This window comes from Bosea sp. ANAM02 (assembly GCF_011764485.1).
GTDB lineage: Bacteria > Pseudomonadota > Alphaproteobacteria > Rhizobiales > Beijerinckiaceae > Allobosea.
The window spans coordinates 2,888,310-2,912,858 of record NZ_AP022848.1; the positions used below are offsets into that span (position 1 = coordinate 2,888,310).

Below are 24,549 nucleotides of genomic sequence, written 5' to 3' on the forward strand. Positions count from 1 at the left end.
GAGGAGGCACGCCGTGATTCCATCGATCGCCACCGTCTGCGTTTCGGGGACGCTCCAGGAGAAGCTGGAGGCCATCGCGGCTGCGGGCTTCAAGGCCGTCGAGATCTTCGAGAACGACCTGATCGCCTTTCCCGGCTCGCCGACGGAAGTCCGGCGCATCTGCGCCGATCTCGGCCTGACCATCGTCACCTGCCAGCCCTTCCGCGATTTCGAGGGTATGCCGGAGGGGCGCCGCCAGCGCGTCTTCGACCGGGCCGAGCGCAAGTTCGATCTCCTGCAGGAATTGGGCACCGACCTGCTCTTCGTCTGCTCGAGCGTCTCGCCGGAAGCCCTGCCCGGCATCGACAGGCTTGCCGCCGATTTCTCCGAACTCGGCGAGCGTGCCGGGCGGCGGGGCCTGCGCGTCGGCTACGAGGCGCTGGCCTGGGGGCGGCATGTCTTCGACTATCGCGACGCCTGGGAGATCGTGCGCCGCGCCAACCGGCCGGAGGTCGGGATCATCCTCGATTCCTTCCATATCCTGGCACGCGGGCTCGATCTTTCGGCGATCGGCTCGATCCCGCGCGACAGGATTTCGATGGTGCAGATGGCCGATGCGCCGCTGCTGCAAATGGACCCGCTCTCCTGGAGTCGGCACTGGCGCTGCCTGCCGGGCCAGGGCGACCTCAACCTTTCCGGCTTCATGCGCGCGCTGGCGGCGACCGGCTATGACGGCGTGCTCTCGCTGGAGATATTCAACGACCGCTTCCGCGCCGGCTCGGCCCGCTCGGTGGCGCTCGACGGGCATCGCTCGCTGATCTGGCTGCTCGACGAGACCGCGAGGCAGGTCGGCAAGCCGGTGCCCGGCGCCGTGCCGATGCCGCCGCCAGCCCCGGTCGAGGCGGTCGAGTTCATCGAGTTCACGGTGTCGGAGGCCGAGCGGCCGGGCTTCGAGCAGCTGCTGCGGGCGCTCGGATTCGCGCGCTCCGGCGCGCATCGCTCCAAGGATGTCGATCTCTGGCGCCAGGGCGATATCCGCATCGTCCTCAACAGCGAGGCCGATGGCTTCGCCCATAGCTACCAGATCACCCATGGCACCTCGGTCTGCGCGCTCGCCTTGCGAGTGCCGGACGCGCAGGCCGCGATCGCTCGCGCCAAGGCCCTGCTCGACGTGCCTCATGCCGGCGCAATCGGGCCGGGCGAGCTCGACATCCCGGCCGTGCGCGGGCTCGGCGGCAGCTTGCTCTATTTCCTCGACCAGGCCTCGTCGCTCGGCCGCTGGGCGGAGGTCGACTTCGAGGCGACCGGCGAAGCCCCGGACAATGCGGGGCTCACCGGCGTCGATCATGTCTCGCAGAGCATGCAGTACGAGGAGATGCTGACCTGGCTCCTGTTCTATTCCTCGCTGTTCGAGACGCGGAAGACGCCGAGCCAGGCTGTGCTCGACCCCGGCGGCGTGGTCCAGAGCCAGGTCATCGAAAGCGGCCTCGACGGCAGGAATGGCCATGGCCTCAGGCTCATCCTCAACGGCTCGCAGAGCCACCGCACGCTCTCGGCCCGCTTCATCACCGATTTCTTCGGCTCGGGTGTGCAGCACATCGCCTTCGCGACCGATGACATCGCCGCGACCGTCAGGCGGCTGGTTGCCAATGGCGTCGCCATGCTACCCATCCCCGAGAACTATTATGACGACCTCGAAGCCCGGTCCGACCTGACGGGCGAGGAGATCGACGCGATGAAGGCGCTGAACATCCTCTATGACAGCGATGCCGGTGGCGCGTTCCGGCAGGCCTATACCCAGACGCTGGATGGCGGGCTGTTCTTCGAGATCGTCCAGCGCGACGGCTATGCCGGCTATGGCGCCGCCAATGCCGGCATCCGGCTCACGGCGCAATCCAGGCTCGCGCGCCCGATCAGCGTTCCCGCGCCGAGCCATGGCTGAGGAGAAACCTGTCGCTATGAGCAGCCTGATCTTTCCCTATGCGGGGCTCGATGCCGGGCAGCCCGCCTCTCTTTCCCCGGATTACCGTTCGACCGTGGCGCGCAGCCCGCGTCAGGCGCCGATCGCGATCCCGCAGACGCTGACCGAGGTGACCGGGCCGAGCGACTGGTCGCGCCTGATGGGTCCGGCCATGGCCGACCTCACCACACAGCACAAGGCCGAGCCGCAGGGCCAACGCATCGTCGTCAGCGGCCGAGTGCTCGACGAGCAGGCCCGCCCGGTGCCGAACACCGTCGTCGAGATCTGGCAGGCCAATGCCGCCGGCCGCTACATCCACGCCAAGGACGACTGGCCGGCCCCGCTCGATCCGAATTTCACCGGCGTCGGCCGCGTGATCACCGACGGTGAGGGCCGCTATCGCTATGTCACGATCCGGCCCGGCGCCTATCCCTGGGGCAATCACAAGAACGCCTGGCGCCCCGCCCATATCCATCTCTCGCTGCTCGGCCCGGCCTTCGCGACGCGGCTGGTCACGCAGATGTATTTCCCCGACGATCCGCTGATCGAGATCGACCCGATCGCGAATGCCGTGCCGATGCCCTATCGCCAGCGCATGGTCTCGCGCTTCGACATCGGCACCACCGAGCCGAACTGGGCGCTGGGCTATGTCTTCGACATCGTGCTCAAGGGACGCGACCAGACGCCGTTCGAGGACGATCATGACGACGACCACTGATCTGGAATCGCGCAACGCCGCGCCGCGGCAGGACAGCCAGGACCCGTCGATCTTCGGGCAGACGCCGTGGCAGACGGTCGGCCCCTATTTTCATTACGGCCTGCCCTGGAAGGGCGGTGCCGATCTCATCGGCCGTTCCGATATGGGGGCCCGCCCCGACCTGATGCCGCCGGAGCATTTCCTGCTCTCGGGCTCGAACGTTTCGGGCATGCCCGAGGGCGAGGTCATCGCACTCGCCGGTTGCGTCTATGACGCCGACGGCAAGCCGATCGAGGACGCGATGATCGAGATCTGGCAGGCGAACGCGAATGGCCGCTATGCCAGCCCGGACGACGACCGCGCCGACGTGGCGCTCGACCGGCATTTCGTCGGCTTCGGCCGCGCCTCGACCGACAAGGACGGCATGTTCCGTTTCCGCACGATCCGCCCCGGCCGCGTCTCCGGCCCCGGCAACAGCCTGCAAGCGCCGCATATCGCGCTCTCGGTCTTCGGCCGCGGCTTGCTGAAGCGCCTGCCGACCCGGCTCTATTTCGCCGATGGCGAGGGCAACGAGACCGATCCGATCCTCGCGCTGGTGCCGGAAGCGCGCCGCCACACCTTGATCGCCCAGCGCAAGCCGGACGGCACCTGGTGGCTCGACATCAACTTGGCGGGCGAGAACGAGACGGTGTTTTTCGATTTGTAGAGGCGCGTGGTCATGCTCGCCCTTGTGGCGAGCACCCACGTCTTGAGCACCGCACTGCATCGACGAAGACGTGGATGGTCGGGACAAGCCCGACCATGACGGCGGCAGCGTATCGCGAGGCTGGTTCGCCTCCCTTTCAGGCCGCCTTCTTCCTTTCGGCAATCCGCGCGAGATCGGTCAGCAAACGGCGCGTCGCCTTCAGGCGCTGCTCGACCGTGTCGAAATCGTTGATGAAGACGACGCGCATGTCGGGGCGCACCTTGGCCAGCGTGCCCTGCTTGGCGACGAAGCTCACCAGCCCTTCCGGATTGGCGAACTCGTTGTTGCGGAAGGCGACGATGATGCCCTTCGGCCCGGCCTCGACCTTCTCGACATTGGCGCGCTTGCAGAGCGCCTTGATCGCGACGATCTCCAGGAGCTGGTTGACCTCCTCAGGCAGCGGGCCGAAACGGTCGACCAGTTCGGCGCCGAACGATTGCAACTCGGCATCGTCGTCCATGGTCGAGAGGCGCTTGTAGAGCGTCAATCGCAGCGTCAGGTCGGCGACATAGTGCTCGGGGATCATGACGGGCGCGCCGACCTGGATCGCCGGCGACCACTGTGTTTCCGTCTCGAACTCGATGCCGGCCTTGAGCGCGGCGACTGCCTCCTCCAGCATCTGCTGGTAGAGCTCGTAGCCGACCTCCTTGATATGGCCGGATTGCTCGTCGCCGAGCAGGTTGCCGGCGCCTCTGATATCGAGATCGTGGCTGGCGAGCTGGAAGCCGGCGCCGAGCGTATCGAGCGATTGCAGAACCTTGAGCCGCTTGTCGGCCTGCTCGGTCAGCTTCCGGTTGGCCGGCACGGTGAAGAGCGCATAGGCGCGCGTCTTCGAGCGGCCGACGCGGCCGCGGAGCTGATAGAGCTGGGCGAGGCCGAACATGTCGGCGCGGTGGACGATCAGCGTGTTCGCGGTCGGGATGTCGAGCCCCGACTCGACGATCGTGGTCGAGAGCAGGATGTCGTACTGGCCGTCGTAGAAGGCCGTCATCACGTCCTCCAGCGTGCCCGCCGCCATCTGACCATGGGCGATGCCGACCTTGCACTCGGGCACCTGCTTGTCGAGGAAGTCCTTCACATCCGCGATGTCCTCGATGCGCGGCACGACATAGAAGGAACGCCCGCCCCGGTAGCGCTCGCGCAGCAGCGCCTCGCGCACGATCAGCGGATCGAAGGGCGTGACGAAGGTGCGCACGGCGAGGCGGTCGACCGGCGGCGTCGCGATGATCGAGAGCTCGCGCACGCCGGTCATGGCGAGCTGGAGCGTGCGCGGGATCGGCGTGGCCGACAGCGTCAGCATATGCACCTCGGCGCGCAATTCCTTCAGCTTCTCCTTATGGGCGACGCCGAAATGCTGCTCCTCGTCGACGATGACGAGGCCGAGATCCTTGAAGTCGACGCCCTTGCCGAGCAGCGCATGGGTGCCGACGACGATGTCCATCGTGCCGTCCCGCGCGCCCTGCTTGACCGCCTTGAGATCGGCCGAGCCGACGAAGCGCGAGGCCTGCCCGACATGGACCGGCAGGCCGGCAAAGCGATCGGCGAAGTTGCGGTAATGCTGGCGCGCGAGCAGCGTCGTCGGCACCACGACCGCGACCTGCTTGCCGTTGAGCGCGGCGGCGAAGGCGGCGCGCAACGCGACCTCCGTCTTGCCGAAGCCGACATCGCCGCAGACCAGACGGTCCATCGGCCGGCCGGCCGCGAGATCGTCCAGCACCGCGTCGATCGTGTTCTGCTGGTCCTCGGTCTCTTCATAGGGAAAGCGGGCACAGAACTCGTCATAGACGCCGGCCGGCGGGATGAGGCGCGGCGCATCCTTGAGCGCGCGGGCCGCCGCGATCTGGATGAGCTTGCCGGCCATCTCGCGGATGCGCTGCTTGAGCTTGGCCTTGCGTGCCTGCCAGCCGCCACCGCCGAGCCGGTCGAGCTGGACCTCGGTATCCTCGGAGCCGTAGCGCGACAGAAGCTCGATATTCTCGACCGGCAGGAACAGCTTGGAATCGCCGGCATAATGGATTTCGAGGCAGTCATGCGGCGCGCCCGCCGCCGTGATCGTCTGCAGGCCGATGAAGCGGCCGATGCCGTGGTCGACATGGACGACGAGATCGCCCGGCGCGAGCGAGGATAGCTCGGCGATGAAGTCCTGCGGGCGCCTGGTCTTGCGGCGCGGGCGGACGAGGCGATCGCCGAGGATGTCCTGCTCGCCGATGACCGCGAGGCGCCCGGCCTCGAAGCCTGTCTCGAAACCCCAGACCGCGAGGGCGATCGTGCCGGGCTTGAGATCGAAGGCGGCGCGCAGCGAGCCGGTCAATTGCGTGCTTTTCAGGCCGTGATCGGCCAGCACATGCGCCAGACGCTCGCGCGAGCCCTCCGACCAGGCGGCGAGGATGACGCGCTTGCCGTCGGCTTCCAGCGCCTTCACATGGGCGACGGCCGCATCGAACACGCCCCCGGCATCGGCGGTGCGCTCGGCCGCGAAGTTGCGGCCTTGCTTGCCGCCGAGATCGAGGATCAGCTTGCCCTCGCTCTCGGGGAGCTGGAACGGCGTCAGGCTGGCGACGCCGGAGACATCGATCACTGCGCGCCAGTCGGCCGGCGAGAGGTAGAGCGCGTCCGGCTGCATCGGCTTGTAGGGAATGCCGCCGCCCCCGCCCTGCTCCAGTGCGGCCTTGCGGGCGTCGTAATAGTCCTTGATCAGGCTGATGCGCTCACCGACGGCATCCTCGGCCTGATGGTCGAGCACGAGGGGCACGTCGGGCAGATAGGTGAAGAGCGTGTCGAGCTTTTCGGCCAGCAGCGGCAGCCAATGCTCCAGCCCGGCCGGGCGGCGGCCTTCGCTGACCGCTTCATAGAGCGTGTCGTCGCGGCCGGGCGTGCCGAAACTCGCGATATAGGACTGGCGGAAGCGGCGGATGCTCTCGCTCGTCATCTGCGCTTCGGACATCGGCACGAGATCGAGCCCGCGCAACTGTCCGGTGGTGCGCTGCGTCTCCGGATCGAAGGTGCGGATCGATTCCAGCGTGTCGCCGAAGAAATCGAGTCGGATCGGCGCCGGCATGCCCGGCGGGAACAGGTCGACGATGCCGCCGCGCACGGCGAATTCTCCGGTCTCGCGCACGGTCGAGGTGCGTAAGTAACCGTTGATGTCGAGCCAGCGCGCCAGCTCCTCGATGTCGACCATGTTGCCCGGCGCCGCCGAGAAGCTCTCGGAGGCGACCTTGCCGAAGGCGGGCACGCGCTGGAGCGCGGCATTGACGGTGGTGAGCAGCAGGCGCGGCCGGTCGCCCGACTTGGTCTTGGCGAGGCGCGACAGCGTCGTCATCCGGTGCGCGACGATGGCCGGCGCGGGCGAGACGCGGTCATAAGGCTGGCAGTCCCAGGCCGGGAAGCTCATAACCTCAAGGTCGGGCGCGACGAATTGCAGTGCGTTCTCAAGCACCTGCAGGCGCTGGCCGTCACGGGCGATGAAAACAAGCAGCGCGGGTCCCTCGGCCTTCTTGGCGCGGGCGCGGGTCAGGTCGGCCAGCACCACGGCGTCGAAACCATCCGGCACGCCGGCAAGCGTCGGCTTGTCGCCGCGGTTCAGCGCATCGAGCAGGCGGTCAAGCTGGGGCTTGGCGATCTGGGACGGGGGAGGAATGCTCATCGGAAAGGCGTCATTCTGCGAAAGGGCGTCATTCTCGGGCTTGCCCCGAGAATCTCGGGACGAGCGGGCTCCGATTCAGAGATGGTCGGGTCAAGCCCGACCATGACGGCCATGGGGCCGGCTACACATGAATCGGCTTGTCGTGATGGTGGAATGCCCGAAGCTTGCGGAACAGGTCCGTGTCGTAGTTCTCCGGCACGGGCGCTTCCCCCGTCACCCAGCTCAGCAGGTCCCGATCCAGCACCTCGATCAGGCGCTCGAACTCGTCGAGCTCGGCATCACTGAAGCCGGCGATGGCGTCGTCGGCGAAGCGGCCCATGATCAGGTCCATCTCGCGCATGCCGCGATGCCAGGCGCGGAACAGTATCTTGCGGCGGCGCGGGTCGAGATCGGCGCTGGAGCGGGTCGAACCGGACATGGGAACCTCGGCAAGAAAACACCAGGTCCTAAAACCTGGGGGATGGCGCAATGAGTGCGGGGCCGGCCCCGTCGCGGAGCCTGCCTGAGCAGGCTATATAGCGATGCAACCCGGCGAAGTCAGCGGCGAAGCGGCTGTGATCTTCGCGCTCCTGACAAGTGCCGAGACGTCTTGCGCCCTTCGATCCTCGATCCGCTCTTCGCCCCCGTCACGACGCTTTCCGGCGTCGGGCCCAAGCTCGGCAAGGTTCTGGACAAGTTTCTTGGCGATGAGACGCGGCCCGCGCGTATCGTCGACCTGATGTTCCAGTTGCCGACCGGCGCCGTCGACCGGCGGCCGAGCCCCTCGATCGCGGATACGCCGATCGGCGATGTCGCGACCTTCACCGCCCGCGTCAGCGAGCATCGCGCCGCGCCAGCCGGCAAGAAGGCACCCTATCGCATCATCGTCGAGGACGAGACCGGCGACGTCACGCTGGTCTTCTTCCACGCCGATTCCCGGCATCTCGCGCAGACCCTGCCGATCGGCGCCTACCGCCTGATCTCGGGCAAGCTCGAACTCTGGGAAGGCATGCGCCAGATGGTGCATCCCGAGCGAATCCTCGATCCCAAGCTCGCAGCGACGCTGCCGGCCTTCGAGCCGGTCTATCCCCTGACCGAGGGCATCGGCCAGCGCATGATGATGCGCACCGTGCAGGCGGCGGCCGAGCGCTGCCCGGAGATGCCGGAATGGCAAGACCCGGCCTTCCTCGCCAAGAGCGACTTTCCCTCCTTCCATGCCGCGATCGGGGCTCTGCACCATCCGGTCGACCGCAAGGCGGCCGAAGGCGACACGGTTGCGCGCCGACGCATCGGCTATGATGAATTGCTGGCGAGCCAGATCGCACTCGCCCTCGTGCGCCGGCAGCAGAAGAAGATCGCCGGACGCGCTACCACCGGCGATGGCGGGCTACGCTACCGCATCCAATCCGCCCTGCCCTTCGAATTGACCGAGGGCCAGCGCAAGGCGATCGCCGATATCCATGCCGACATGGCCCGCCCGGAGAAGATGCTGCGGCTGCTGCAAGGTGATGTCGGCTCCGGCAAGACCGTGGTCGCACTGATGTCCATGGCCGCCGCCGCCGAGGCCGGCCGGCAATCGGTGCTGATGGCGCCGACCGAAATCCTCGCCCGCCAGCATGCCGAGCGATTGGCCCCGCTCGCCGAGAAGGCGGGGCTGAAGCTCGCCCTGCTGACCGGGCGTGAAAAGGGCGCCGGCCGCAAGCAGGTTCTGGTGGGGCTGGCCGATGGCTCGATAGACATCGCCGTCGGTACCCACGCGCTGTTCCAGGAGGGCGTCGCCTTCCATGACCTCGCGCTCGCCGTCGTCGACGAGCAGCACCGCTTCGGCGTGCATCAGCGCCTGCTGCTCGGCTCCAAGGGCGAGGCCGTCGATGTTCTCGTCATGACCGCGACGCCGATCCCGCGCACGCTCTCGCTGACCTGGTTCGGCGATATGGATGTCTCGATCCTCTCCGAGAAGCCGGCGGGCCGGAAGCCGATCGTCACCCGCGCCGTCTCCGCCGAGCGCTATGACGAGGTCGTCGGCGCCATCGGCCGGGCGCTCGAGAGCGGCGCGCAGGCCTATTGGGTCTGTCCGCTCGTGCAGGAATCCGATACGCTCGACGTCGCCGCCGCGCAGGAGCGTTACGATGCTCTGCGCGAAATCTTCGGCGACAAGGTCGGGTTGTTGCACGGCCAGATGCCCGGCCGCGACAAGGACGCCGCCATGGCCGCCTTCGTCGCCGGCGAGACGCGCATCCTCGTCTCGACCACGGTGATCGAGGTCGGCGTCGACGTGCCCAATGCCAGCGTCATGGTGATCGAGCATGCCGAGCGCTTCGGCCTCGCCCAGCTTCACCAGTTGCGCGGGCGCATCGGGCGTGGCTCGGCCGCCTCGACCTGCCTCCTGCTCTACAAGGGGCCGCTCGGGCCGGTTGCCGAGGCACGGCTCACCATCATGCGCGAGACCGAGGACGGCTTCCGCATCGCCGAGGAGGATCTGCGCCTGCGCGGCGAAGGCGAGGTGCTCGGCACGAAGCAGTCGGGCTCACCGGACTGGCGCATCGCCCGGCCTGAGATCGACGGCGACCTGCTGGCGGCGGCGCGCGACGATGCGCGGTTGCTGATCGAGCGCGATCCGCATCTGGAGACGCCGCGCGGCCAGGCGATCCGCGTGCTGCTCTATCTGTTCGAGCGCGATGTGGCGATCCGGCTGCTGCGGGCGGGCTAAGCTGCCGGCTTCCCGTCGATCTTCGGCTTGCCGTTCTGTTCGCCGGGCTGGATCAACCCGGCCGACATGATCAGCTTCGCGCCGTCCTCGACCGAGATCGAGAGTTCGACGACCTCGCGCCGCGGCAGGTAGAAGAAGAAGCCGGTGGTCGGGTTCGGCGTACAGGGCAGGAAGACGCCGATCTGCTCATCTCCATCCGGCAGGCGCCCGGCGATCTCGGGCGCCGCCTCCTGCGCGATGAAGACGATCGACCACATGCCCGGCTGCGGGAACTGCACCATCCCGACCGTACGAAACGAGGTGCCGGACTGAGAAAAGATCGTTTCGAAGACTTGCTTCACGCCCTTGTAGAGACTGCGCACCACCGGCATCCGGTCGAGGATCGCCTCGCCCGCGTTGAGGAGCGAGCGCCCGACCAGATTGGCGGTGAGGAAGCCGAGCAGCGTCAGCCCGACCAGCGCGATGACGAGCCCGAATCCCGGAATCGGATAAGGCAGGTAGGAATCGGGCAGGTAGGAATTCGGGATGAGCGGCTTCACCAGCCCGTCGATGAAGTTGATGAACCACCAGGTCACCGAGGCCGTGATGGCGAGCGGCGCGGCGATGACCAGCCCGGTCAGGAAATAGCGGCGCAGGCGCGCGCCCCAGGTCGGGCGCAGGATTTCCGTGGGCAGGATGAGCCGCGGATCGGGCGGGCCGGCTGTCATTCGTTCTCCCACCCCACCGCTGCGACCTCGCTCCCGCTTGCGGACGCGACATCGCGCCGTGATATGACACGATAAGCGAGGCAGCGTTATCGGCCAGCCCCGCATTTAGGACAAGCAAGGACGAGGCCGTGAGCGAGGACGACCAGCCGCGACGCCGATGGTCACGGCCGCTGCTGTTTGCCTTGGGCTGGGCGTTCACGGCGCTCGGGGTCGTCGGGCTGATCCTGCCACTGATGCCCGGCACGATCTTCCTGATCGCGGCAGCCTGGTGCTTCTCGCGATCCTCGCCGCGATTCGAGGCCTGGCTGATCGGCCATCCGAAGCTCGGGCCGCATGTTTTGCGCTGGCGCCGGACCGGCGCGATCGCCCGGCGCGCGAAAGTTCTCGCCTGCGGCTCGATGGCGCTGAGCTTTGCCCTGCTGACGCAAACGAGCGCGCCGCCGATCGCTCTCGCGACGGCGGCGCTCTGTCTGGTCGGTGCGGGCCTCTATGTGGCGAGCCGGCCGGAGCCCTGATATGCGCGTCATGCTCGGGCTTGACCCGAGCATCTCGTGACGAGGATATACCGCAGCCTCTTCCGGGCTGAGATTCTCGGGTCAAGCCCGAGAATGACGGCAAACCAGCCCTGCCCTCACTCCACCGTGACGGATTTCGCCAGGTTGCGCGGCTGATCGACGTCCTTGCCCATGAAAACCGCCGTCTGATAGGCGATCATCTGGATCGGCAGGGCATAGACGATCGGCGCGAAGGTCGGGTCCATGTCCGGCATGACGATCGTCGCCTCCGGCTCGATGCCGCATTCCGCGGCGCCCTTGGCATCGGTGACGAGGATGATCCGGCCGCCGCGCGCCGCGACCTCCTGCATGTTGGAGGCGGTCTTCTCGAACAGCGCGTCATAGGGCGCGACGACGATGACCGGCATGTCCTCGTCGATCAGCGCGATCGGTCCGTGCTTCAGCTCGCCCGCCGGATAACCTTCGGCATGGATGTAGCTGATTTCCTTGAGTTTCAACGCGCCTTCGAGCGCGAGTGGATAGCTCGTGCCGCGGCCGAGATAGAGCACGTCCTTGGCCTTTGAAAGTTCGCGCGAGAGCTTCTCGATCTCGGGTTCGAGCTGCAGTGCCCGGGCCATCAATCCCGGCAGAGCGATCAGGTGCTGGACATGGCTGGCCTCGTCCTGCGCCGAGAGCGTGCCGCGGGCGCGGGCCGCGGCGAGCGCGAGCGAGGCGAAGACCGCGAGCTGGCAGACGAAGGCCTTGGTCGAGGCGACGCCGATCTCGGGGCCGGCAAGCGTCTGCGCGACCGCATCGCTCTCGCGCGCGATCGTCGAGGTCGGCACGTTGACGACCGAGAGGATCGCCTGCCCGTTCTGGCGGGCGTAGCGCAGCCCGGCCAGCGTGTCGGCGGTTTCGCCGGATTGCGAGACGAAGAGCGCCAGGCCCTGGTCCGGCAGCGGCGCTTCGCGATAGCGGAACTCCGAGGCGACATCGATCTCGACCGGCAGACGCGCCAGCTTCTCGAACCAGTATTTCGCGATGAGGCCGGCATAATAGGAGGTGCCGCAGGCGCTGATCGTCAGGCGCGACAGGCCCTGCCAGTCGATCTGGTCGCCGAAGGGCAGGCGCACCTTGCCGTTGGCCATATCGAGATACTGCGTCAGCGTGTGGCCGACGACCTCGGGCTGCTCGTAGATCTCCTTGGCCATGAAGTGGCGATGGTTGCCCTTCTCGACCAGCAAGGCACCGGCGGCGACGCGCTGGGCGCGGCGTTCCACCTGCCTGTTGGTCTTGTCGTAGAACGTCGCGCCGCGACGATGCAGCACGACCCAGTCGCCCTCTTCCAGATAGGCGATGAGATTGGTGAAGGGCGCGAGCGCCAGCGCGTCAGAGCCGAGATACATCTCGCCCTCGCCGATGCCGACTGCCAGCGGCGAGCCCTTGCGGGCGCCGATCAGCAGGTCTTCCTCGCCCTGGAAGAGGAAGGCGAGCGCGAAGGCGCCGTGCAGGCGCGGCAGGCTGGCAGCCACCGCATCCGTCGGCGACTTGCCGCGGTCGAGTTCGCGGGTGACGAGATGGGCGACGATCTCGGTATCGGTCTCGGTCTCGAAGACGTAGCCGTCGGCCTGGAGCTCGGCACGCAGGTCGCGGAAATTCTCGATGATGCCGTTATGCACGACCGCGAGCTTCGGCGTCGCGTGCGGGTGGGCATTGGTCTCGTTGGGCTTGCCATGGGTCGCCCAGCGGGTGTGCCCGATGCCGACCAGGCCTTCGAGCGGCTCATTCGACAGGCGGATCTCGAGATTCTTGAGCTTGCCTTCGGCGCGGCGGCGGGTGAGCTTTCCGGCTTCCAGCGTCGCGACGCCGGCGGAATCGTAACCGCGATATTCAAGCCGACGCAGGGCCTCGACGACCTGCGTCGCCACTGCTTCCTTGCCCAGAATCCCGACGATGCCGCACATGGGCAGACCCCTCAAGCCGTTGCTGTCGGCAAAGCGCATAGCCGCGATCGGTGCGCATGCCCAATCAATCTAGATGACGAACTGTGAACGGCGGATTGCCCGATCCGCCGCGATTCCCGGCTATTCGGCCGCTTTCTTGGCGGCTTTCTTGGCCGCGGCGACAGCGCGGAAGCCCGGCGCCCAGCCTTCCTTCTCGACCTGCCGGCCACGGCCGATGGCGAGGGCGTCGGGTGCGACGTCGCTGGTAATGACCGAGCCGGAGCCGACATAGGCGCCCTCGCCGATCGTCACCGGCGCGACCAGCGAGGAGTTCGAGCCGACGAAGGCATTGGCGCCGATCGTCGTCTTCGCCTTGTTGAAGCCGTCATAATTGCAGGTGACCGTGCCGGCGCCGATATTCGCGGCTGCGCCGACAGAGGCATCGCCGATATAGGTCAGGTGGTTGACCTTGGCGCCGGGGCCGATCTCGGCCGCCTTCACCTCTACGAAATTGCCGACTTTGGCTTTCTCGGCCAGCTTCGCGCCCGGTCGCAGGCGGCCATAGGGGCCGACGCTGGCGTCAGTGCCGACGGTCGCGCCTTCGAGATGCGAGAAGGCATGGATCACCGCGCCGTCATCGACGCGCACGCCGGGGCCGAACACGACGTTCGGCTCGATCACGACATCGCGGCCGATCTCGGTGTCGTAGCTGAAGAAGACCGTCTCGGGCGCCACCAGCGTCGCGCCGCCGAGCATCACGGCGAGACGCTTGCGCCGCTGGAAATCCGCTTCCACCGCGGCGAGCTGAGCCCGGTCGTTAACGCCCTGAACCTCGCTTTCGGGCGCCTTCAAGGCGATGGCGTCGAGCCCGCGCTTGCGGGCCACCTCGACCGCGTCGGTGAGGTAGAACTCGCCCTGAGCGTTGTCGCTGCCGATCGCCTCCAGGATCGAAAGCGCATGCTCACCGGAGAGCGCCATCAGCCCGGCATTGCAGAGCGTGATCGCGCGCTGCGCCGGGGTGGCGTCCTTGTGCTCGACAATCGCCTCGAGCCGGCCGTCCTTCTCGACGAAGCGACCATAGCCCGTCGGGTCCCTGGCCTCGAAGCCGAGCGCAACGACGGCCGCGCCTTCGCTCAGGCCACGGCGCAGGGCCGCGAAGGTCTCCGGACGCACCAGCGGCGTGTCGCCGAAGGCGATGATGACGTCGTCATGGCCGGCGGCGATGGCGGCCTTCGCCGCAAGCGCGGCATGGGCGGTGCCCCTGCGTTCATGCTGGATCGCGATCTGCGCATGCGGAAGCTGATCGCGCGCGGCCTCGCCGACTTCCGGGCGTTCCGACGAGATCACGACGGCGACGGCATCCGCGCCGGCTTCCGAAACCGCTGCCAGCGCATGCCCAAGCAACGACCGGCCGGCCACCGCATGGAGCACCTTCGGCCCGCGCGATTTCATGCGGGTGCCCTCTCCGGCGGCCAGGACGATCGCGAGGCAGGATCGGGCCGGCTGCATTTCGGTCATGTTTCTCGTTTCCCTTGCAGGCATGGTCGAACCACCGCCCGCACATCACGGTCGAATTCACGCATGCTGGCGTTGCAGGCGCCGTGGATAGCCGATCCGCTCGCCTTTTGCCAAAGTTCAATCGCGGCGAGCAATGCCTTTCGCGGAGCGCCGTCGGGCCGGCTGGATTTCGAAAGGCCGCACCATCCGAAAGGCGTGCATCATCCCGATCGGAAAGGCTTTTCAGGCGAACTGGAAATGCTCTAGAAGCGCGAAGGGCGAGGGCGTCGTCCGCGTAGTTTGGATCCCATGTCGAAACCCTTGAATCGTAGGCAGTTTCTGGAAGGCGCCGCTGGCGGCGCAGCGCTGCTCTCGCTGGCCGGCCCGGCCGCGGCGCAGGCCCCGACGGGCGCGGCTTCCTTCAATATCCCCTCACTCGTGGACGGACAGCGTTTCGACCCGGCTCTCGTGGTCGATGCCGCGAGGGCGCTGGCCCAGCGCCCGTTGATTCCGCTGGCCGCCAACGACCTGCCGGAGGGCTACACCACCCTCCCCGCGGACCAGTATGCGGGCATCCGCATGCAGCCCGGCGGTACGGTCTGGGCCGGCGAGAATCGCGGCTTTACCGTCGAGCCGCTGCATCGCGGCTATGTTTTCTCGAATCCGGTCAGCCTGTTCACGATCGAGGACGGGACGATCCGCCGCATCGGCTTCGATCGTAGCAAGTTCGACTATGGCCGCGTCGCGCCGCCGCCGGCCAATGCCGACCTGCAGTTCTCCGGGATGCGGATCGCGGCCGGGCTGGAGCGCCCCTTCGAGGTCGCGGTCTTCCAGGGCGGCACCTTCTTCCGTGCTCTAGCACGGGGCCAGAATTTCGGCGCCATCGCCCGCGCGCTGATCCTGCGCCCGGGCGAGACCCGCGGCGAGGAACTGCCGTTCTTCCGGGCCTTCTGGATCGAGCGGCCGAGCCCGGCCGTGGGCTCGCTGGTGATTCACGGCCTGCTCGATTCGGAGAGCGTCGCCGGCGCGGTGCGGATGACGCTACGCCCGGGCGATGTCACCTTCGTCGATGTCGAGATGACGCTGTTCGCGCGCCAGGCGCTGGACCATGTCGGCTTCGGCTGCACCAGCGCGACCTTCCTCTCCGGCCCGCAGAGCCGGCGCGTCTTCGACGACATCCGCCCCTCGATCGGCGAGGTTTCGGGCGTCCAGATGCAGTCCGGCACCGGCGAATGGATCTACCGCCCGGTCAACAACCCCGCGACCCTGCAGGTCTCCTCGTTCGTCGACGAGAATCCCAAGGGTTTCGGCCTCGTCCAGCGCGAGCGCGACCCCGCCGCCTTCCAGGACGACGACCAGCGCTTCGAGCTTCGCCCAAGCGTCTGGATGGAGCCGCTGGGCGACTGGGGCGCGGGCTCCGTGCAGCTCATCGAAATCCCCAACGATTCAGAGCCGAACAAGAACATCATCATGTACTGGCGGCCGAAGCAGCCGCTGGCGGCCGGCAGCGAGACCTCGCTGAGCTACCGCCAGGCCTGGTGCTGGCAGCCGCCGGAGCGGCCGCCTCTGGTGCTCGCCACCCGCTCGCGGCAGGGCAAAGGCTCGCAGGGGCGCCGGCGGCGCTTCATCGTCGAGTTCTCCGGCGACAAGCTTGCCGACGCCGCCCTCGTCGCCTCGACGCGGGCGACGATCACGGCCCAGCCCGGCGCGGTGCACAATATCCGCCTCTGGCCCTATCCGGAGCGCAAGCTGATGCGCGTCGGCTTCGAGGTCGATCCCGGCAACGACAATCTGTCCGAGCTCCGGCTCGTTCTGCAATCGGGCGGCCAGCCCGTCTCTGAGACCTGGTTGAATCGATGGACCTGGTAACGGCAGCCCGCCGCGACACCATGGAAGCGGAACAGCGCAGCTATAGCGCGGCCCGTGAACCGGCAACGCCGCCGGAAGAGCCGCTCGTCATGCCGGTGCAGTCCTTCCGGCGCTGGAACGCTTCGGAACGCCGCGCGCCCGCCGATCCCCGCAACTGGAAGACGCCCTGGCTGAAGCGCCTCTTCGTCTTCGGCGGCGGGCTCGCGCTCACCGCCTACGGCGCCTGGGAAATGTACAATGTCGTGTCGGTCAGCCGCACGACCTCGCTGCAGTACGCCCTGCTCGTGCTGTTCACGATCAACTTCTCGTGGATCGCCCTCGCCTTCACCAGCGCATTGCTCGGCTTTTTCGGCGTGCTGTTCGGCGCCGGCCGGGCGGACCGGGCGGAGAGCCTGAAGCACCGCACCGTCGTGGTGATGCCGATCTACAACGAATCCTCGGCGCGCATCTTCGCGGCCGTGGCCGCGATCCGGGAATCGGTCGAAGCGACGGGGCTCGGCGACCATTTCGATTATTTCATCGTCTCCGACACCACCAACCCGGATGTCTGGGTGGCGGAAGAGCGCGCCTTCCTGGCGCTGCGCGAGCGGCTCGGGCCGAACAGCCGGGTCTATTACCGCCACCGGCCGAAGAATCATCATCGCAAGGCCGGCAACATCGCCGATTTCGTGACGCGCTGGGGCGGGCTCTACGAGCACATGGTCGTGCTTGATGCCGACAGCCTGATGACGGGCACCTGCATCGTGCGCCTCGCCGCCGCGATGGAGAACGATCCCGATGCCGGCATCATCCAGTCGCTGCCGCTGATCATCAACCGCAACACCTTCTTCGCCCGGCTCCAGCAATTCGCGGCACGGGTCTATGGCCCGGTGATCGCGACCGGCCTCGCCATGTGGTCCGGCCGCGACGGCAATTACTGGGGCCATAACGCGATCATCAGGACGCAGGCCTTCGCCGACCATTGCGGCCTGCCGGACCTGAAGGGCAAGCCGCCCTTCGGCGGCCATGTGCTGAGCCATGACTTCGTCGAGGCGGCGCTGATCCGCCGCGCCGGCTGGTCGGTCTACATGCTGCCGGACCTGACGGGCTCCTACGAGGAGAGCCCGCCTTCGCTGATCGACATCTCCGTGCGCGACCGGCGCTGGTGCCAGGGCAATCTCCAGCATTCGCGGATCATGGGCGCCAAGGGCTTCGTGATGCCGACGCGCCAGCATTTCGCCACCGGCATCATGGGCTATCTCGCCTCCCCGCTCTGGTTGATGCAGCTCGTGGTCGGCATCCTGATCGTGCTGCAGGTCAACTACGCGCGCCCTGAATATTTCACGCAGGAGTTCACGCTCTTCCCGGTCTGGCCGCGCTTCGACCCCGAGCGCGCCTTGCGCCTGTTCGCGATCACGATGGCGATCCTGCTGGCGCCGAAGCTGTTCGGCCTCCTGCTGACGCTGTTCAACAGCAAGCTCAGGCAGGCCGGCGGCGGCGCGCTCCGCCTCATCGTCTCGGCCCTGATCGAGGTGCTGTTCTCGGCCTTCTTCGCGCCGATCATGATGCTGATCCAGTCCGGCTCGGTCTTCCAGATCCTGCTCGGCCGCGACACCGGCTGGAACCCGCAGCGGCGCGACGACGGCTCGATCCCGCTCAAGGACATCATCCGCCGGCATCGGACCCATACCGTGCTCGGTGTCGTCACCGGCCTCTCGGCCTTCATGATCGCGACCTCGCTCTTCGCCTGGATGTCGCCGACGATCGTCGGCCTCGTGCTGGCGATCCCGCTGTCATGGGCCTCGGGCCAGCTCGCCATCGGCCTCTGGCTCAAGCGCCACAAGCTGCTGCTGACGCCGGAGGAAGGCGCCCCGCCCGCGATCGCGACTCGCGCCAACGAGCTGCAGGCCGAGTTCGAGAAGGCCGGCTACGACGATGCGGACGCGATCAAGGCGCTCCATGGCGACGCGGAGTTGCGCCACGCCCATGAATTGATGCTGCCCTATGGCCAGTCGCGCCGGCGCGGCGAGATCGAGCCGGACCGCGCCGTGGCGCAGGCCAAGCTCGTCGATGCCGAGACGGTCGATGACGCGGCGATCTGGCTGAAGCCGAAGGAACGCATGGTCGTGCTGCACGACCGCGCGCTGATCGGGCTCCTAGCTTCGCTGCCGCCCGTCGAGGCGAAGGGTTGACACAACGATAGAACCGCGCGGTCATTCCGGGGCGGGCCGCAGGCCCGAGCCCGGAACCCAGAACCGATGTCTTCTCGAAAGGAAGCGCGGGCAGGTCATGGATTAAACCTTTGGCGGCATCGGTTCTGGGTTCCGGGCTCTTCGCTGACGCGAAGCCCCGGAATGACGGCGCGGTTCCGTCCCAGCCCTGTCTTCCGCTCTCTACCCCTGCTCGAACGCCACCATGCAGCCGAACGCCTCCTCGGCCGGCACGAAGAGCCGCTCCTCGCCGCGCTGGAACGACACGTCATTCTCGGTCAGCCGCTCCGCCACGGCTTCAAGATCGGGCACCGAGACGCAGAAGCCGAGGAAGCGAGCCGGGGTCGTGTCCGGCTCGACATGATAGGCACCCTGCGCGGCTTCGGGATCGAGCACGTCGATGCGTCCGCGCGGCAGGGCGAGCACATAGTCCTCGTTGCCCTCCAGAACCTCGGCGCCGCCGCTGAAGGCCGAGAGGAACGCGCGGTGGAGGCCCGGCTCCTCCGCCAGCATCACCACGGCCGAGAGCGCGGTGGCGCCGTTCGGGTGATGCTGGAAGTCCGGGTTCCAGAAATTCTGCGGCTCGAATTGCTGGCAGACGAAGAAGCCGCATTCCGGCGCGCGTGCATCGGCGGCGAAGGCCAGCTCGAAGGCGACGCGGACATCGCTGCCATCGGGGCGCCGTGCCCGCCGCTCGAAGAAGAAGGGCTCGAAATCGCCGATGCCCTGAGCCTTGAAGGCGGCGGCATCGGCCTTGGCGTCCTTGCTCTCCAGGACCAGCATGGAGAGCCCCTCGCCCTGCCCGGCCAGCGCCTCGCGCACGAAGGCGCCGAAGGAGAAGCGGCGCTCGCCATGGGGTGGGATCGCCGCATCGTCGGCGATCGTCACCAATTCGAGGAAGGAGCCGGGAAACTGCACGATCCGGTTCTCGGTGCCCCAGGGGTGGCGGTTGCGGGCACCGACGCGGAAGCCGAGCTTCTCGTAGAAATGCCAGGCGGCATCGAGATCGCGGACGCCGATGACGAGATGGTCGAGACCGCGGGGCGTTGAGGCGTTTGCAGGCATTGCAGGCTCCGTCGACAGGCGTATCGGAGCCCAAGGCTAGCACAGATCAAGGCGTGGTCATGTCGCGCCGCGATCAGGGCTCGATATAATGCGGCAGGAAGCGCGAGGTGTTCTTGGTGATCGGCGAGGCATCCTCGCGGACACAGAGCCCGCAGGCCTGCGAAGCGACGAGCCAGGAGCCGAGCACCGCGTATTTGCCGTCAGCCGAGAACAGGTTGGTCGCGGCATCCTGCAGGACATGGCCCTCGGCGCCATAGGGGCCGTCGTCGCTGTCGAGCACGCGGCCACGCTCGATCAGCGTGACATTGGCGCCCTCGCGCGAATAGAGCGGCTTGCGCACATGGCGGGCCGAGAGCGTCGCGCAGCGCGGATCGCCTTCGAAGAAGGCCGGCAGCAGGTTGGGATGGCCGGGCTCCATCTCCCAGAGGCAGGCGAGCAGCCCCTTGTTCGACAGGACCGCCTTCCAGGGCGGCTCGACGAACTGGCAGCCGGAACGGCTAAGCGCCTTGCCGTAGCTCTCGCGGAACATCCACTCCCAGGGATAGAGCTTGAACAGTGTCTCGATCGGCTGGTTGGCGCCGTCGCAGAAGCGCCCGTCGGTGAGCAGGCCGAGCTCCTCGATATAGGTGAAGCGGGCGTCGAGCCCGGCCTGCACCGCGCAATCGGCGAGATAGTCGACCGTACCCCTGTCCTCGGGGCTGCCCTGCACACAGGTCAGGTGCAGGCGGTAAGGCGACGGCTCGCGCAAGCCCTGGAAGGCCGCGATCAGGCGTTCATGCAGCGAGTTGAACTGGTCGCTGCCCTTGGGAATCGCGCCGCGCGCCATCGCCTGTTCCAGCCAGTCCCATTGCACGACGCTCGATTCGAACAGGGCGGTCGGCGTGTCGGCATTGTATTCGAGCAGCTTCGCCGGGCCGCGTCCGTCATAGGCGAGGTCGAGCCGGCCGTAGAGATTGCGCTCGCCGCGCTGCCAGCTCGCCCGGATATAATCCCAGTGCTCGGCGGGGATCGCGAGCTTCGTCAGGATCTCTTCGCTGCCGAGCGCCTTCTCGATGAAGGCGAAGCAGATCTGCTCGATCGCCTCAGTCGGCGCCTCGATATCGCGCTCGATCTCTTCCAGCGTGAAGGCGAAAGCGGCGCTCTCGTCCCAATAGGTCTCGCCGTCGATGGTGTGGAAGGCGAAGCCGAGCCGCTCGACCTGCTCGACCCAGTCCGGGCGCGGCGGAAGCGAGACGCGGCGCATCTCAGGACGAGGAATGCGAGGAAAAGGAGCGCGCGATCGATCCGAAGCCGCCGCGCGAGGCGGTGCTGGTCGCGGTGCTGCCGCTGCGGGAGCCCGACGAGAAGGCTGCGGTGATGGCGCGTCCGCTCGTCGTCGAATAGGCGCGCGAGCGGCCGCTGCCATAATAGCCGCCGCTGGACGAGCTCGAAGACGTGCGCGCCTGCTGGCATTCCGGCAGCGTGGAGCGCGGTGGACAGGTGGCGGCGGTCGGCGGCATCAAGGGTTGCGCTGGTCCGCCGGAGAGCCCGCGCGCCAGCATGAAGCCGGCCAGAGCCGGGATGAAGTACTGCGCGCCGCCGATCGTGGCCGAGCTGCAGCCATTGGCGCCATACTGCGTCTCGCAGGCGGTCTGGCTCTGGAATTTCGGCGCGTCCTTGAGCCGGGCAGCGGTCGCTTCGGCGAAGGCCGTCTCGCATTGCTGCGCGGAGAGCTGCCCGCTCGCCCGGCAATCGTTCAGGCTGTTATAGACGAGGTTCTCCTGCGAATCATCTGCCGTCATCGACCAGACGGTGGCGACGAGGAGGACACCGGCCGCCGCGAGTCCGATCTGCGAGGAGCGCTTCATGGCCGCCTCATGCCGTCATGCTGGCTGCGGCCAGCGTGCCCGAAATCACCGCGATCACCGCCATCATCGCACCGGCCGGCAGGCTGTCCTGCTCGATCTTGCGCGACAGCTCGGGAATCGCGATCCTGGCGACGCCATAGGCAGCGATCTGGATGATCATGGCGGCGAGCGCCCAGAGCACGCAATCCGGAATGCTGCTGGCCTGGGAGATCGCCTTCTCCAGCGGCACGGCGAAGCCGACGAGATTGCCGCCGAAGGCGATCGCCGCCGACAGGTTGCCGCCCCGGATCAACGCGATCTCGTCATGCGCGGTCAGGCGGACGTAGATCGCAGCAAAGGCGGCGATCAGCGCGACGCCGACGACGAAATAGAGAAGGAATGCGGGCAGCCCCGCCATCGAGATCGTCATGCGCCCTGCCCCCGTGCCGATGCGAAGACTCTCAGTCAACGATGCCACATAGTCAGGCTAACGCGAAAACTGCACAAGCCGTCATCTAAAAGGAGGATGCGCCGCATGACGACCCGGGAAGCCCGCTGCGCCTGCGGGCAATTGCGCATCGCCTGTTCCGGCGAGCCCGCCAGCGTTTCGCTCTGCCATTGCCGGGACTGCCAGCGGCGCACCGGCAGCGCCTATGGCGTGGCGGCCTTCTTCGCGCGCGGCAACGTTGTCGTGTCCGGACAGTTCAACGATTACGAGCGGCCGGCCGATAGCGGCTATCGCGTGCTGCACCATTTCTGCCCGGCTTGCGGCAGCACGGTGTTCTGGGAGCCGTCGCGCAAGCCGGAGATGGTCGCGGTCGCGATCGGCGCCTTCGCCGACCCGGATTTCCCCGGGCCGGGCAAGGCGGTGTTCGAGCAGCACCGCCTGCCCTGGGCGGCGGTACGGCTCGCAGCGCCCTGAATCAGACGAGGCGGCTCTGTGCCTTCGCCGCCTCGATGAAGCTGGCGAAGAGCGGATGCGGCTCGAAGGGGCGCGACTTCAGCTCGGGATGGTACTGCACGCCGATGAACCAGGGATGGTCGGGATATTCGACCGTCTCGGGCAGCAGGCCGTCGGGTGAGAGACCGGCGAAGCGCATGCCCTTCGCCTCCAGCTTCTCGCGATAACCCATGTTCACTTCGTAGCGGTGGCGATGCCGCTCGGAGATTTCGGTCGAACCGTAGATTTCGGCGATCTTCGAGCCGGCCGCCAACGTCGACGCATAGGCGCCGAGCCGCATCGTGCCGCCGAGATTGCCGCCGGCCGCACGCTGTTCGAGCTCGTTGCCGCGCATCCACTCGGTCATCAGGCCGACGACCGGCTCCTGCGTCGGGCCGAACTCGGTCGAATTGGCGTCCGCGATTCCGGCGAGCGAGCGCGCTGCCTCGATCACCGCCATCTGCATGCCGAAGCAGATGCCGAAATACGGCACCTTGCGGTTGCGCGCGAAGGTCGCAGCCTTGATCTTGCCCTCGGCGCCGCGATGGCCGAAGCCGCCGGGCACGAGGATGCCGTGGACATGCTCGAGGAAGGGCGCCGGGTCCTCCTTCTCGAAGACCTCCGACTCGATCCAGTCGAGATTGACCTTCACATTGTTGGCGATGCCGCCATGGGTCAGCGCCTCGATGAGGGACTTATAAGCGTCCTTCATACCGGTATATTTGCCGACGACGGCGATGGTGACCTCGCCTTCGGGGTTCTTCACCCGGTCGGAGATGCGCTTCCAGCCGGTGACGTCGGGCTCGGGCTTGGCGTCCATGCCGAAGGCGGCGAGCACCTCGGTGTCGAGCCCCTCGGCATGGTAGGAGAGCGGCACGTCGTAGATCGAGGCGACGTCGCGGGCCTCGATCACGGCAGTCTCGCGGACATTGCAGAACAGCGCGAGCTTGCGGCGCTCCTCGCGCGGAATTTCGCGGTCGGTACGGCAGAGCAGGATGTCGGGCTGGATGCCGATCGAGCGCAGCTCGGCGACCGAATGCTGGGTCGGCTTGGTCTTCAATTCGCCCGCCGTCGGGATATAGGGCAGCAGCGTCAGGTGCACGAAGATGCACTGGCCGCGCGGGAGCTGCTGGTTGGTCTGGCGGATGGCCTCCAGGAACGGCAGGCTTTCGATGTCGCCGACCGTGCCGCCGATCTCGACCAGCGTGAAGTCATAGCTTTCGTTGCCGGTGAGGATGAATTCCTTGATGGCGTTGGTGACATGCGGGACGACCTGGATGGTCGCGCCAAGATAATCGCCCCGGCGCTCCTTGGTCAGGATGTCCATGTAGATGCGGCCGGTGGTGATGTTGTCGCCCTTGTTGCAGGGCCGGCCGGTGAAGCGCTCGTAATGGCCGAGGTCGAGATCGGTCTCGGCACCGTCGTCGGTAACGAAGACCTCACCGTGCTGATACGGGCTCATCGTGCCCGGATCGACGTTCAGGTAGGGGTCGAGCTTGCGCAGGCGGACCGTATGGCCGCGTGCCTGGAGAAGAGCTGCGAGAGCCGCCGCCGCCAGGCCTTTGCCAAGCGAAGACACCACGCCGCCGGTGATGAAAACATACCGCGTCATGGGAGGTCACCTCTATCGCCACGGGTTCGATTCGCTAAGCGCGTTCTGAGCAGTCCCGCCTTGCCCTGCGCGCTTGTCCACAAAAGAGAAGGCCGGTCGCCCGGCCCCTCCAAACTCAAAAGAGAAGGGCCGGTTTCCCGGCCCCTGCCCTGTCTCAATTCTGCGGCGCCGCTGGCGGCGTCGGCGGCTGGGCGCCGCCCTGGTTCTGGTTCTGCAACTGGCGGAGCTGGTCGAGCACGCCGCCGGCATTCGGGGCGCTCGGGCCGGCCGGCGCGCCGGGGGTGGCCGGAGCCGAGGTCGCAGGTGCGCCGTCGATGATCGAGCGCTGCGTGCGACCGGAATTGGCCATCACCGCGAGCACGATCGAGGTCAGGAAGAACAGACCGGCGAGGATCGCCGTCGCCCGCGTCAGGGCGTTGGCCTGGCCCCGGCCGGTCATGAAGCCGCCGACGCCGCCTCCGCCGCCCGAACCCATGCCGAGGCCGCCGCCTTCGGAGCGCTGCAACAGCACGACGCCGACGAGCGCGACGACGATGATCAGATGGATGACGATGAGAACGTTCTGCATGGTCTCACGAAATGGGCATGGCGCGGGCCGCCGCCAAGGGCCACCCGCTCCTCCTCGAAGATCGAGGCGAATTCGGCGCGGCACATAACATGCGTGGGCCGGCAGCGCCACCCCTGCTAGCCG

Annotated in this window: 20 protein-coding genes; 9 read left to right on the forward strand and 11 right to left on the reverse strand. The window is 67.3% G+C overall.

Annotated elements, in window-relative coordinates; all coding sequences use genetic code 11:
* Positions 1-13 precede the first annotated feature (13 nt).
* The 3 genes from OCUBac02_RS13935 to pcaG are packed head-to-tail and all read left to right on the forward strand — an operon-like array spanning position 14 to position 3,342.
* Positions 14-1,921 (forward strand): bifunctional sugar phosphate isomerase/epimerase/4-hydroxyphenylpyruvate dioxygenase family protein, encoded by a 1,908-nt coding sequence (locus OCUBac02_RS13935; RefSeq protein WP_173046392.1) that lies wholly within the window; start codon positions 14-16, stop codon positions 1,919-1,921.
* Positions 1,922-1,937: 16 nt separating this feature from the next.
* Entirely contained in the window at positions 1,938-2,657 is a 720-nt protein-coding gene (gene pcaH / locus OCUBac02_RS13940) for a protocatechuate 3,4-dioxygenase subunit beta (protein ID WP_173046394.1), read from the forward strand.
* Positions 2,641-3,342: a protocatechuate 3,4-dioxygenase subunit alpha gene (gene pcaG / locus OCUBac02_RS13945; protein ID WP_173046396.1), complete on the forward strand. Its 702-nt coding sequence runs from the start codon at positions 2,641-2,643 to the stop codon at positions 3,340-3,342. The genes pcaH and pcaG overlap by 17 nt, the downstream gene beginning before the upstream one ends.
* 136 nt (positions 3,343-3,478) lie before the next feature.
* On the opposite strand, the gene mfd is transcribed toward pcaG, so the two are convergent.
* Both mfd and OCUBac02_RS13955 read right to left on the reverse strand, forming a co-directional pair.
* Positions 3,479-7,027 carry a transcription-repair coupling factor gene (gene mfd, locus OCUBac02_RS13950; protein ID WP_173046398.1) on the reverse strand — a complete coding sequence of 1,183 codons (3,549 nt, stop codon included), beginning with the start codon at positions 7,025-7,027 and terminating at the stop codon, positions 3,479-3,481.
* A gap of 121 nt (positions 7,028-7,148) precedes the next feature.
* Complete coding sequence (locus tag OCUBac02_RS13955; protein WP_173046400.1) at positions 7,149-7,445, reverse strand: FAD assembly factor SdhE; 297 nt, start codon at positions 7,443-7,445, stop codon at positions 7,149-7,151.
* 171 nt (positions 7,446-7,616) lie between these two features.
* On the opposite strand from OCUBac02_RS13955, the gene recG reads away from it, so the two are divergent.
* Complete coding sequence (gene recG / locus OCUBac02_RS13960; protein ID WP_173046402.1) at positions 7,617-9,716, forward strand: ATP-dependent DNA helicase RecG; 2,100 nt, start codon at positions 7,617-7,619, stop codon at positions 9,714-9,716.
* Here recG and OCUBac02_RS13965 read toward each other — a convergent pair.
* On the reverse strand, positions 9,713-10,423 hold the full coding sequence (locus OCUBac02_RS13965; RefSeq protein ID WP_173046404.1) for a DUF502 domain-containing protein: 711 nt from the start codon (positions 10,421-10,423) through the stop codon (positions 9,713-9,715). The genes recG and OCUBac02_RS13965 overlap by 4 nt on opposite strands.
* Before the next feature lie 128 nt (positions 10,424-10,551).
* On the opposite strand from OCUBac02_RS13965, the gene OCUBac02_RS13970 reads away from it, so the two are divergent.
* On the forward strand, positions 10,552-10,938 hold the full coding sequence (locus tag OCUBac02_RS13970; RefSeq protein WP_173046406.1) for a YbaN family protein: 387 nt from the start codon (positions 10,552-10,554) through the stop codon (positions 10,936-10,938).
* Positions 10,939-11,054: 116 nt separating this feature from the next.
* Here OCUBac02_RS13970 and glmS read toward each other — a convergent pair whose 3' ends face one another.
* Together glmS and glmU are read right to left on the reverse strand one after the other, a co-directional pair.
* Entirely contained in the window at positions 11,055-12,881 is a 1,827-nt protein-coding gene (glmS, locus tag OCUBac02_RS13975) for a glutamine--fructose-6-phosphate transaminase (isomerizing) (protein ID WP_173046408.1), read from the reverse strand.
* Between the two features lie 120 nt (positions 12,882-13,001).
* Entirely contained in the window at positions 13,002-14,369 is a 1,368-nt protein-coding gene (gene glmU, locus OCUBac02_RS13980) for a bifunctional UDP-N-acetylglucosamine diphosphorylase/glucosamine-1-phosphate N-acetyltransferase GlmU (protein ID WP_173049573.1), read from the reverse strand.
* A gap of 72 nt (positions 14,370-14,441) precedes the next feature.
* Between glmU and OCUBac02_RS13985 the strand changes: the two genes are divergently transcribed.
* The 3 genes from OCUBac02_RS13985 to mdoH are packed head-to-tail and all read left to right on the forward strand — an operon-like array spanning position 14,442 to position 18,397.
* The gene (locus tag OCUBac02_RS13985; protein WP_173046410.1) at positions 14,442-14,624 is read left to right on the forward strand and encodes a hypothetical protein; all 183 of its coding nucleotides are present in this window, start codon (positions 14,442-14,444) and stop codon (positions 14,622-14,624) included.
* 42 nt (positions 14,625-14,666) lie between these two features.
* The gene (locus OCUBac02_RS13990; RefSeq protein WP_173046412.1) at positions 14,667-16,226 is read left to right on the forward strand and encodes an OpgD/OpgG family glucan biosynthesis protein; all 1,560 of its coding nucleotides are present in this window, start codon (positions 14,667-14,669) and stop codon (positions 16,224-16,226) included.
* The gene (gene mdoH, locus OCUBac02_RS13995) at positions 16,214-18,397 is read left to right on the forward strand and encodes a glucans biosynthesis glucosyltransferase MdoH (RefSeq protein ID WP_465247721.1); all 2,184 of its coding nucleotides are present in this window, start codon (positions 16,214-16,216) and stop codon (positions 18,395-18,397) included. Before OCUBac02_RS13990 ends, mdoH begins: the two co-directional genes overlap by 13 nt.
* Positions 18,398-18,598: 201 nt before the next feature.
* Here mdoH and OCUBac02_RS14000 read toward each other — a convergent pair whose 3' ends face one another.
* From OCUBac02_RS14000 to OCUBac02_RS14015, 4 genes are all read right to left on the reverse strand, one after another.
* Positions 18,599-19,480 carry a VOC family protein gene (locus OCUBac02_RS14000; protein WP_173046414.1) on the reverse strand — a complete coding sequence of 294 codons (882 nt, stop codon included), beginning with the start codon at positions 19,478-19,480 and terminating at the stop codon, positions 18,599-18,601.
* A gap of 73 nt (positions 19,481-19,553) precedes the next feature.
* Positions 19,554-20,723, reverse strand: a complete 1,170-nt coding sequence (locus tag OCUBac02_RS14005; protein WP_173046416.1) for a glutathionylspermidine synthase family protein — start codon at positions 20,721-20,723, stop codon at positions 19,554-19,556.
* 1 nt (position 20,724) lies between these two features.
* Positions 20,725-21,327, reverse strand: a complete 603-nt coding sequence (locus OCUBac02_RS14010; RefSeq protein WP_173046418.1) for a DUF1190 domain-containing protein — start codon at positions 21,325-21,327, stop codon at positions 20,725-20,727.
* Between the two features lie 7 nt (positions 21,328-21,334).
* The gene (locus tag OCUBac02_RS14015) at positions 21,335-21,736 is read right to left on the reverse strand and encodes a DUF350 domain-containing protein (protein WP_047577215.1); all 402 of its coding nucleotides are present in this window, start codon (positions 21,734-21,736) and stop codon (positions 21,335-21,337) included.
* A 105-nt stretch (positions 21,737-21,841) separates the two neighbouring features.
* Here OCUBac02_RS14015 and OCUBac02_RS14020 point away from each other — a divergent pair, with 105 nt between their 5' ends.
* Complete coding sequence (locus tag OCUBac02_RS14020) at positions 21,842-22,228, forward strand: GFA family protein (protein ID WP_173046420.1); 387 nt, start codon at positions 21,842-21,844, stop codon at positions 22,226-22,228.
* A 1-nt stretch (position 22,229) separates the two neighbouring features.
* Here the strand turns inward: OCUBac02_RS14020 and OCUBac02_RS14025 are convergent, their stop codons facing one another.
* Both OCUBac02_RS14025 and secG read right to left on the reverse strand, forming a co-directional pair.
* The gene (locus tag OCUBac02_RS14025; RefSeq protein WP_173046422.1) at positions 22,230-23,858 is read right to left on the reverse strand and encodes a CTP synthase; all 1,629 of its coding nucleotides are present in this window, start codon (positions 23,856-23,858) and stop codon (positions 22,230-22,232) included.
* A 154-nt stretch (positions 23,859-24,012) separates the two neighbouring features.
* Positions 24,013-24,426: a preprotein translocase subunit SecG gene (gene secG / locus OCUBac02_RS14030; protein ID WP_173046424.1), complete on the reverse strand. Its 414-nt coding sequence runs from the start codon at positions 24,424-24,426 to the stop codon at positions 24,013-24,015.
* Positions 24,427-24,549: the final 123 nt, after the last annotated feature.

Bases quoted from the DNA above. Each gene is read 5' to 3' on its own strand.
- pcaH (WP_173046394.1), top strand. From the start codon at position 1,938: ATGAGCAGCCTGATCTTTCCCTATGCGGGGCTCGATGCCGGGCAGCCC.
- pcaG (WP_173046396.1), top strand. From the start codon at position 2,641: ATGACGACGACCACTGATCTGGAATCGCGCAACGCCGCGCCGCGGCAG.
- mfd (WP_173046398.1), bottom strand. From the start codon at position 7,027: ATGAGCATTCCTCCCCCGTCCCAGATCGCCAAGCCCCAGCTTGACCGC.
- OCUBac02_RS13955 (WP_173046400.1), bottom strand. From the start codon at position 7,445: ATGTCCGGTTCGACCCGCTCCAGCGCCGATCTCGACCCGCGCCGCCGC.
- OCUBac02_RS13965 (WP_173046404.1), bottom strand. From the start codon at position 10,423: ATGACAGCCGGCCCGCCCGATCCGCGGCTCATCCTGCCCACGGAAATC.
- glmS (WP_173046408.1), bottom strand. From the start codon at position 12,881: ATGTGCGGCATCGTCGGGATTCTGGGCAAGGAAGCAGTGGCGACGCAG.
- glmU (WP_173049573.1), bottom strand. From the start codon at position 14,369: ATGCAGCCGGCCCGATCCTGCCTCGCGATCGTCCTGGCCGCCGGAGAG.
- OCUBac02_RS13985 (WP_173046410.1), top strand. From the start codon at position 14,442: ATGCTGGCGTTGCAGGCGCCGTGGATAGCCGATCCGCTCGCCTTTTGC.
- OCUBac02_RS13990 (WP_173046412.1), top strand. From the start codon at position 14,667: ATGTCGAAACCCTTGAATCGTAGGCAGTTTCTGGAAGGCGCCGCTGGC.
- mdoH (WP_465247721.1), top strand. From the start codon at position 16,214: ATGGACCTGGTAACGGCAGCCCGCCGCGACACCATGGAAGCGGAACAG.
- OCUBac02_RS14000 (WP_173046414.1), bottom strand. From the start codon at position 19,480: ATGCCTGCAAACGCCTCAACGCCCCGCGGTCTCGACCATCTCGTCATC.
- OCUBac02_RS14005 (WP_173046416.1), bottom strand. From the start codon at position 20,723: ATGCGCCGCGTCTCGCTTCCGCCGCGCCCGGACTGGGTCGAGCAGGTC.
- OCUBac02_RS14010 (WP_173046418.1), bottom strand. From the start codon at position 21,327: ATGAAGCGCTCCTCGCAGATCGGACTCGCGGCGGCCGGTGTCCTCCTC.
- OCUBac02_RS14015 (WP_047577215.1), bottom strand. From the start codon at position 21,736: ATGACGATCTCGATGGCGGGGCTGCCCGCATTCCTTCTCTATTTCGTC.
- OCUBac02_RS14020 (WP_173046420.1), top strand. From the start codon at position 21,842: ATGACGACCCGGGAAGCCCGCTGCGCCTGCGGGCAATTGCGCATCGCC.
- OCUBac02_RS14025 (WP_173046422.1), bottom strand. From the start codon at position 23,858: ATGACGCGGTATGTTTTCATCACCGGCGGCGTGGTGTCTTCGCTTGGC.
- secG (WP_173046424.1), bottom strand. From the start codon at position 24,426: ATGCAGAACGTTCTCATCGTCATCCATCTGATCATCGTCGTCGCGCTC.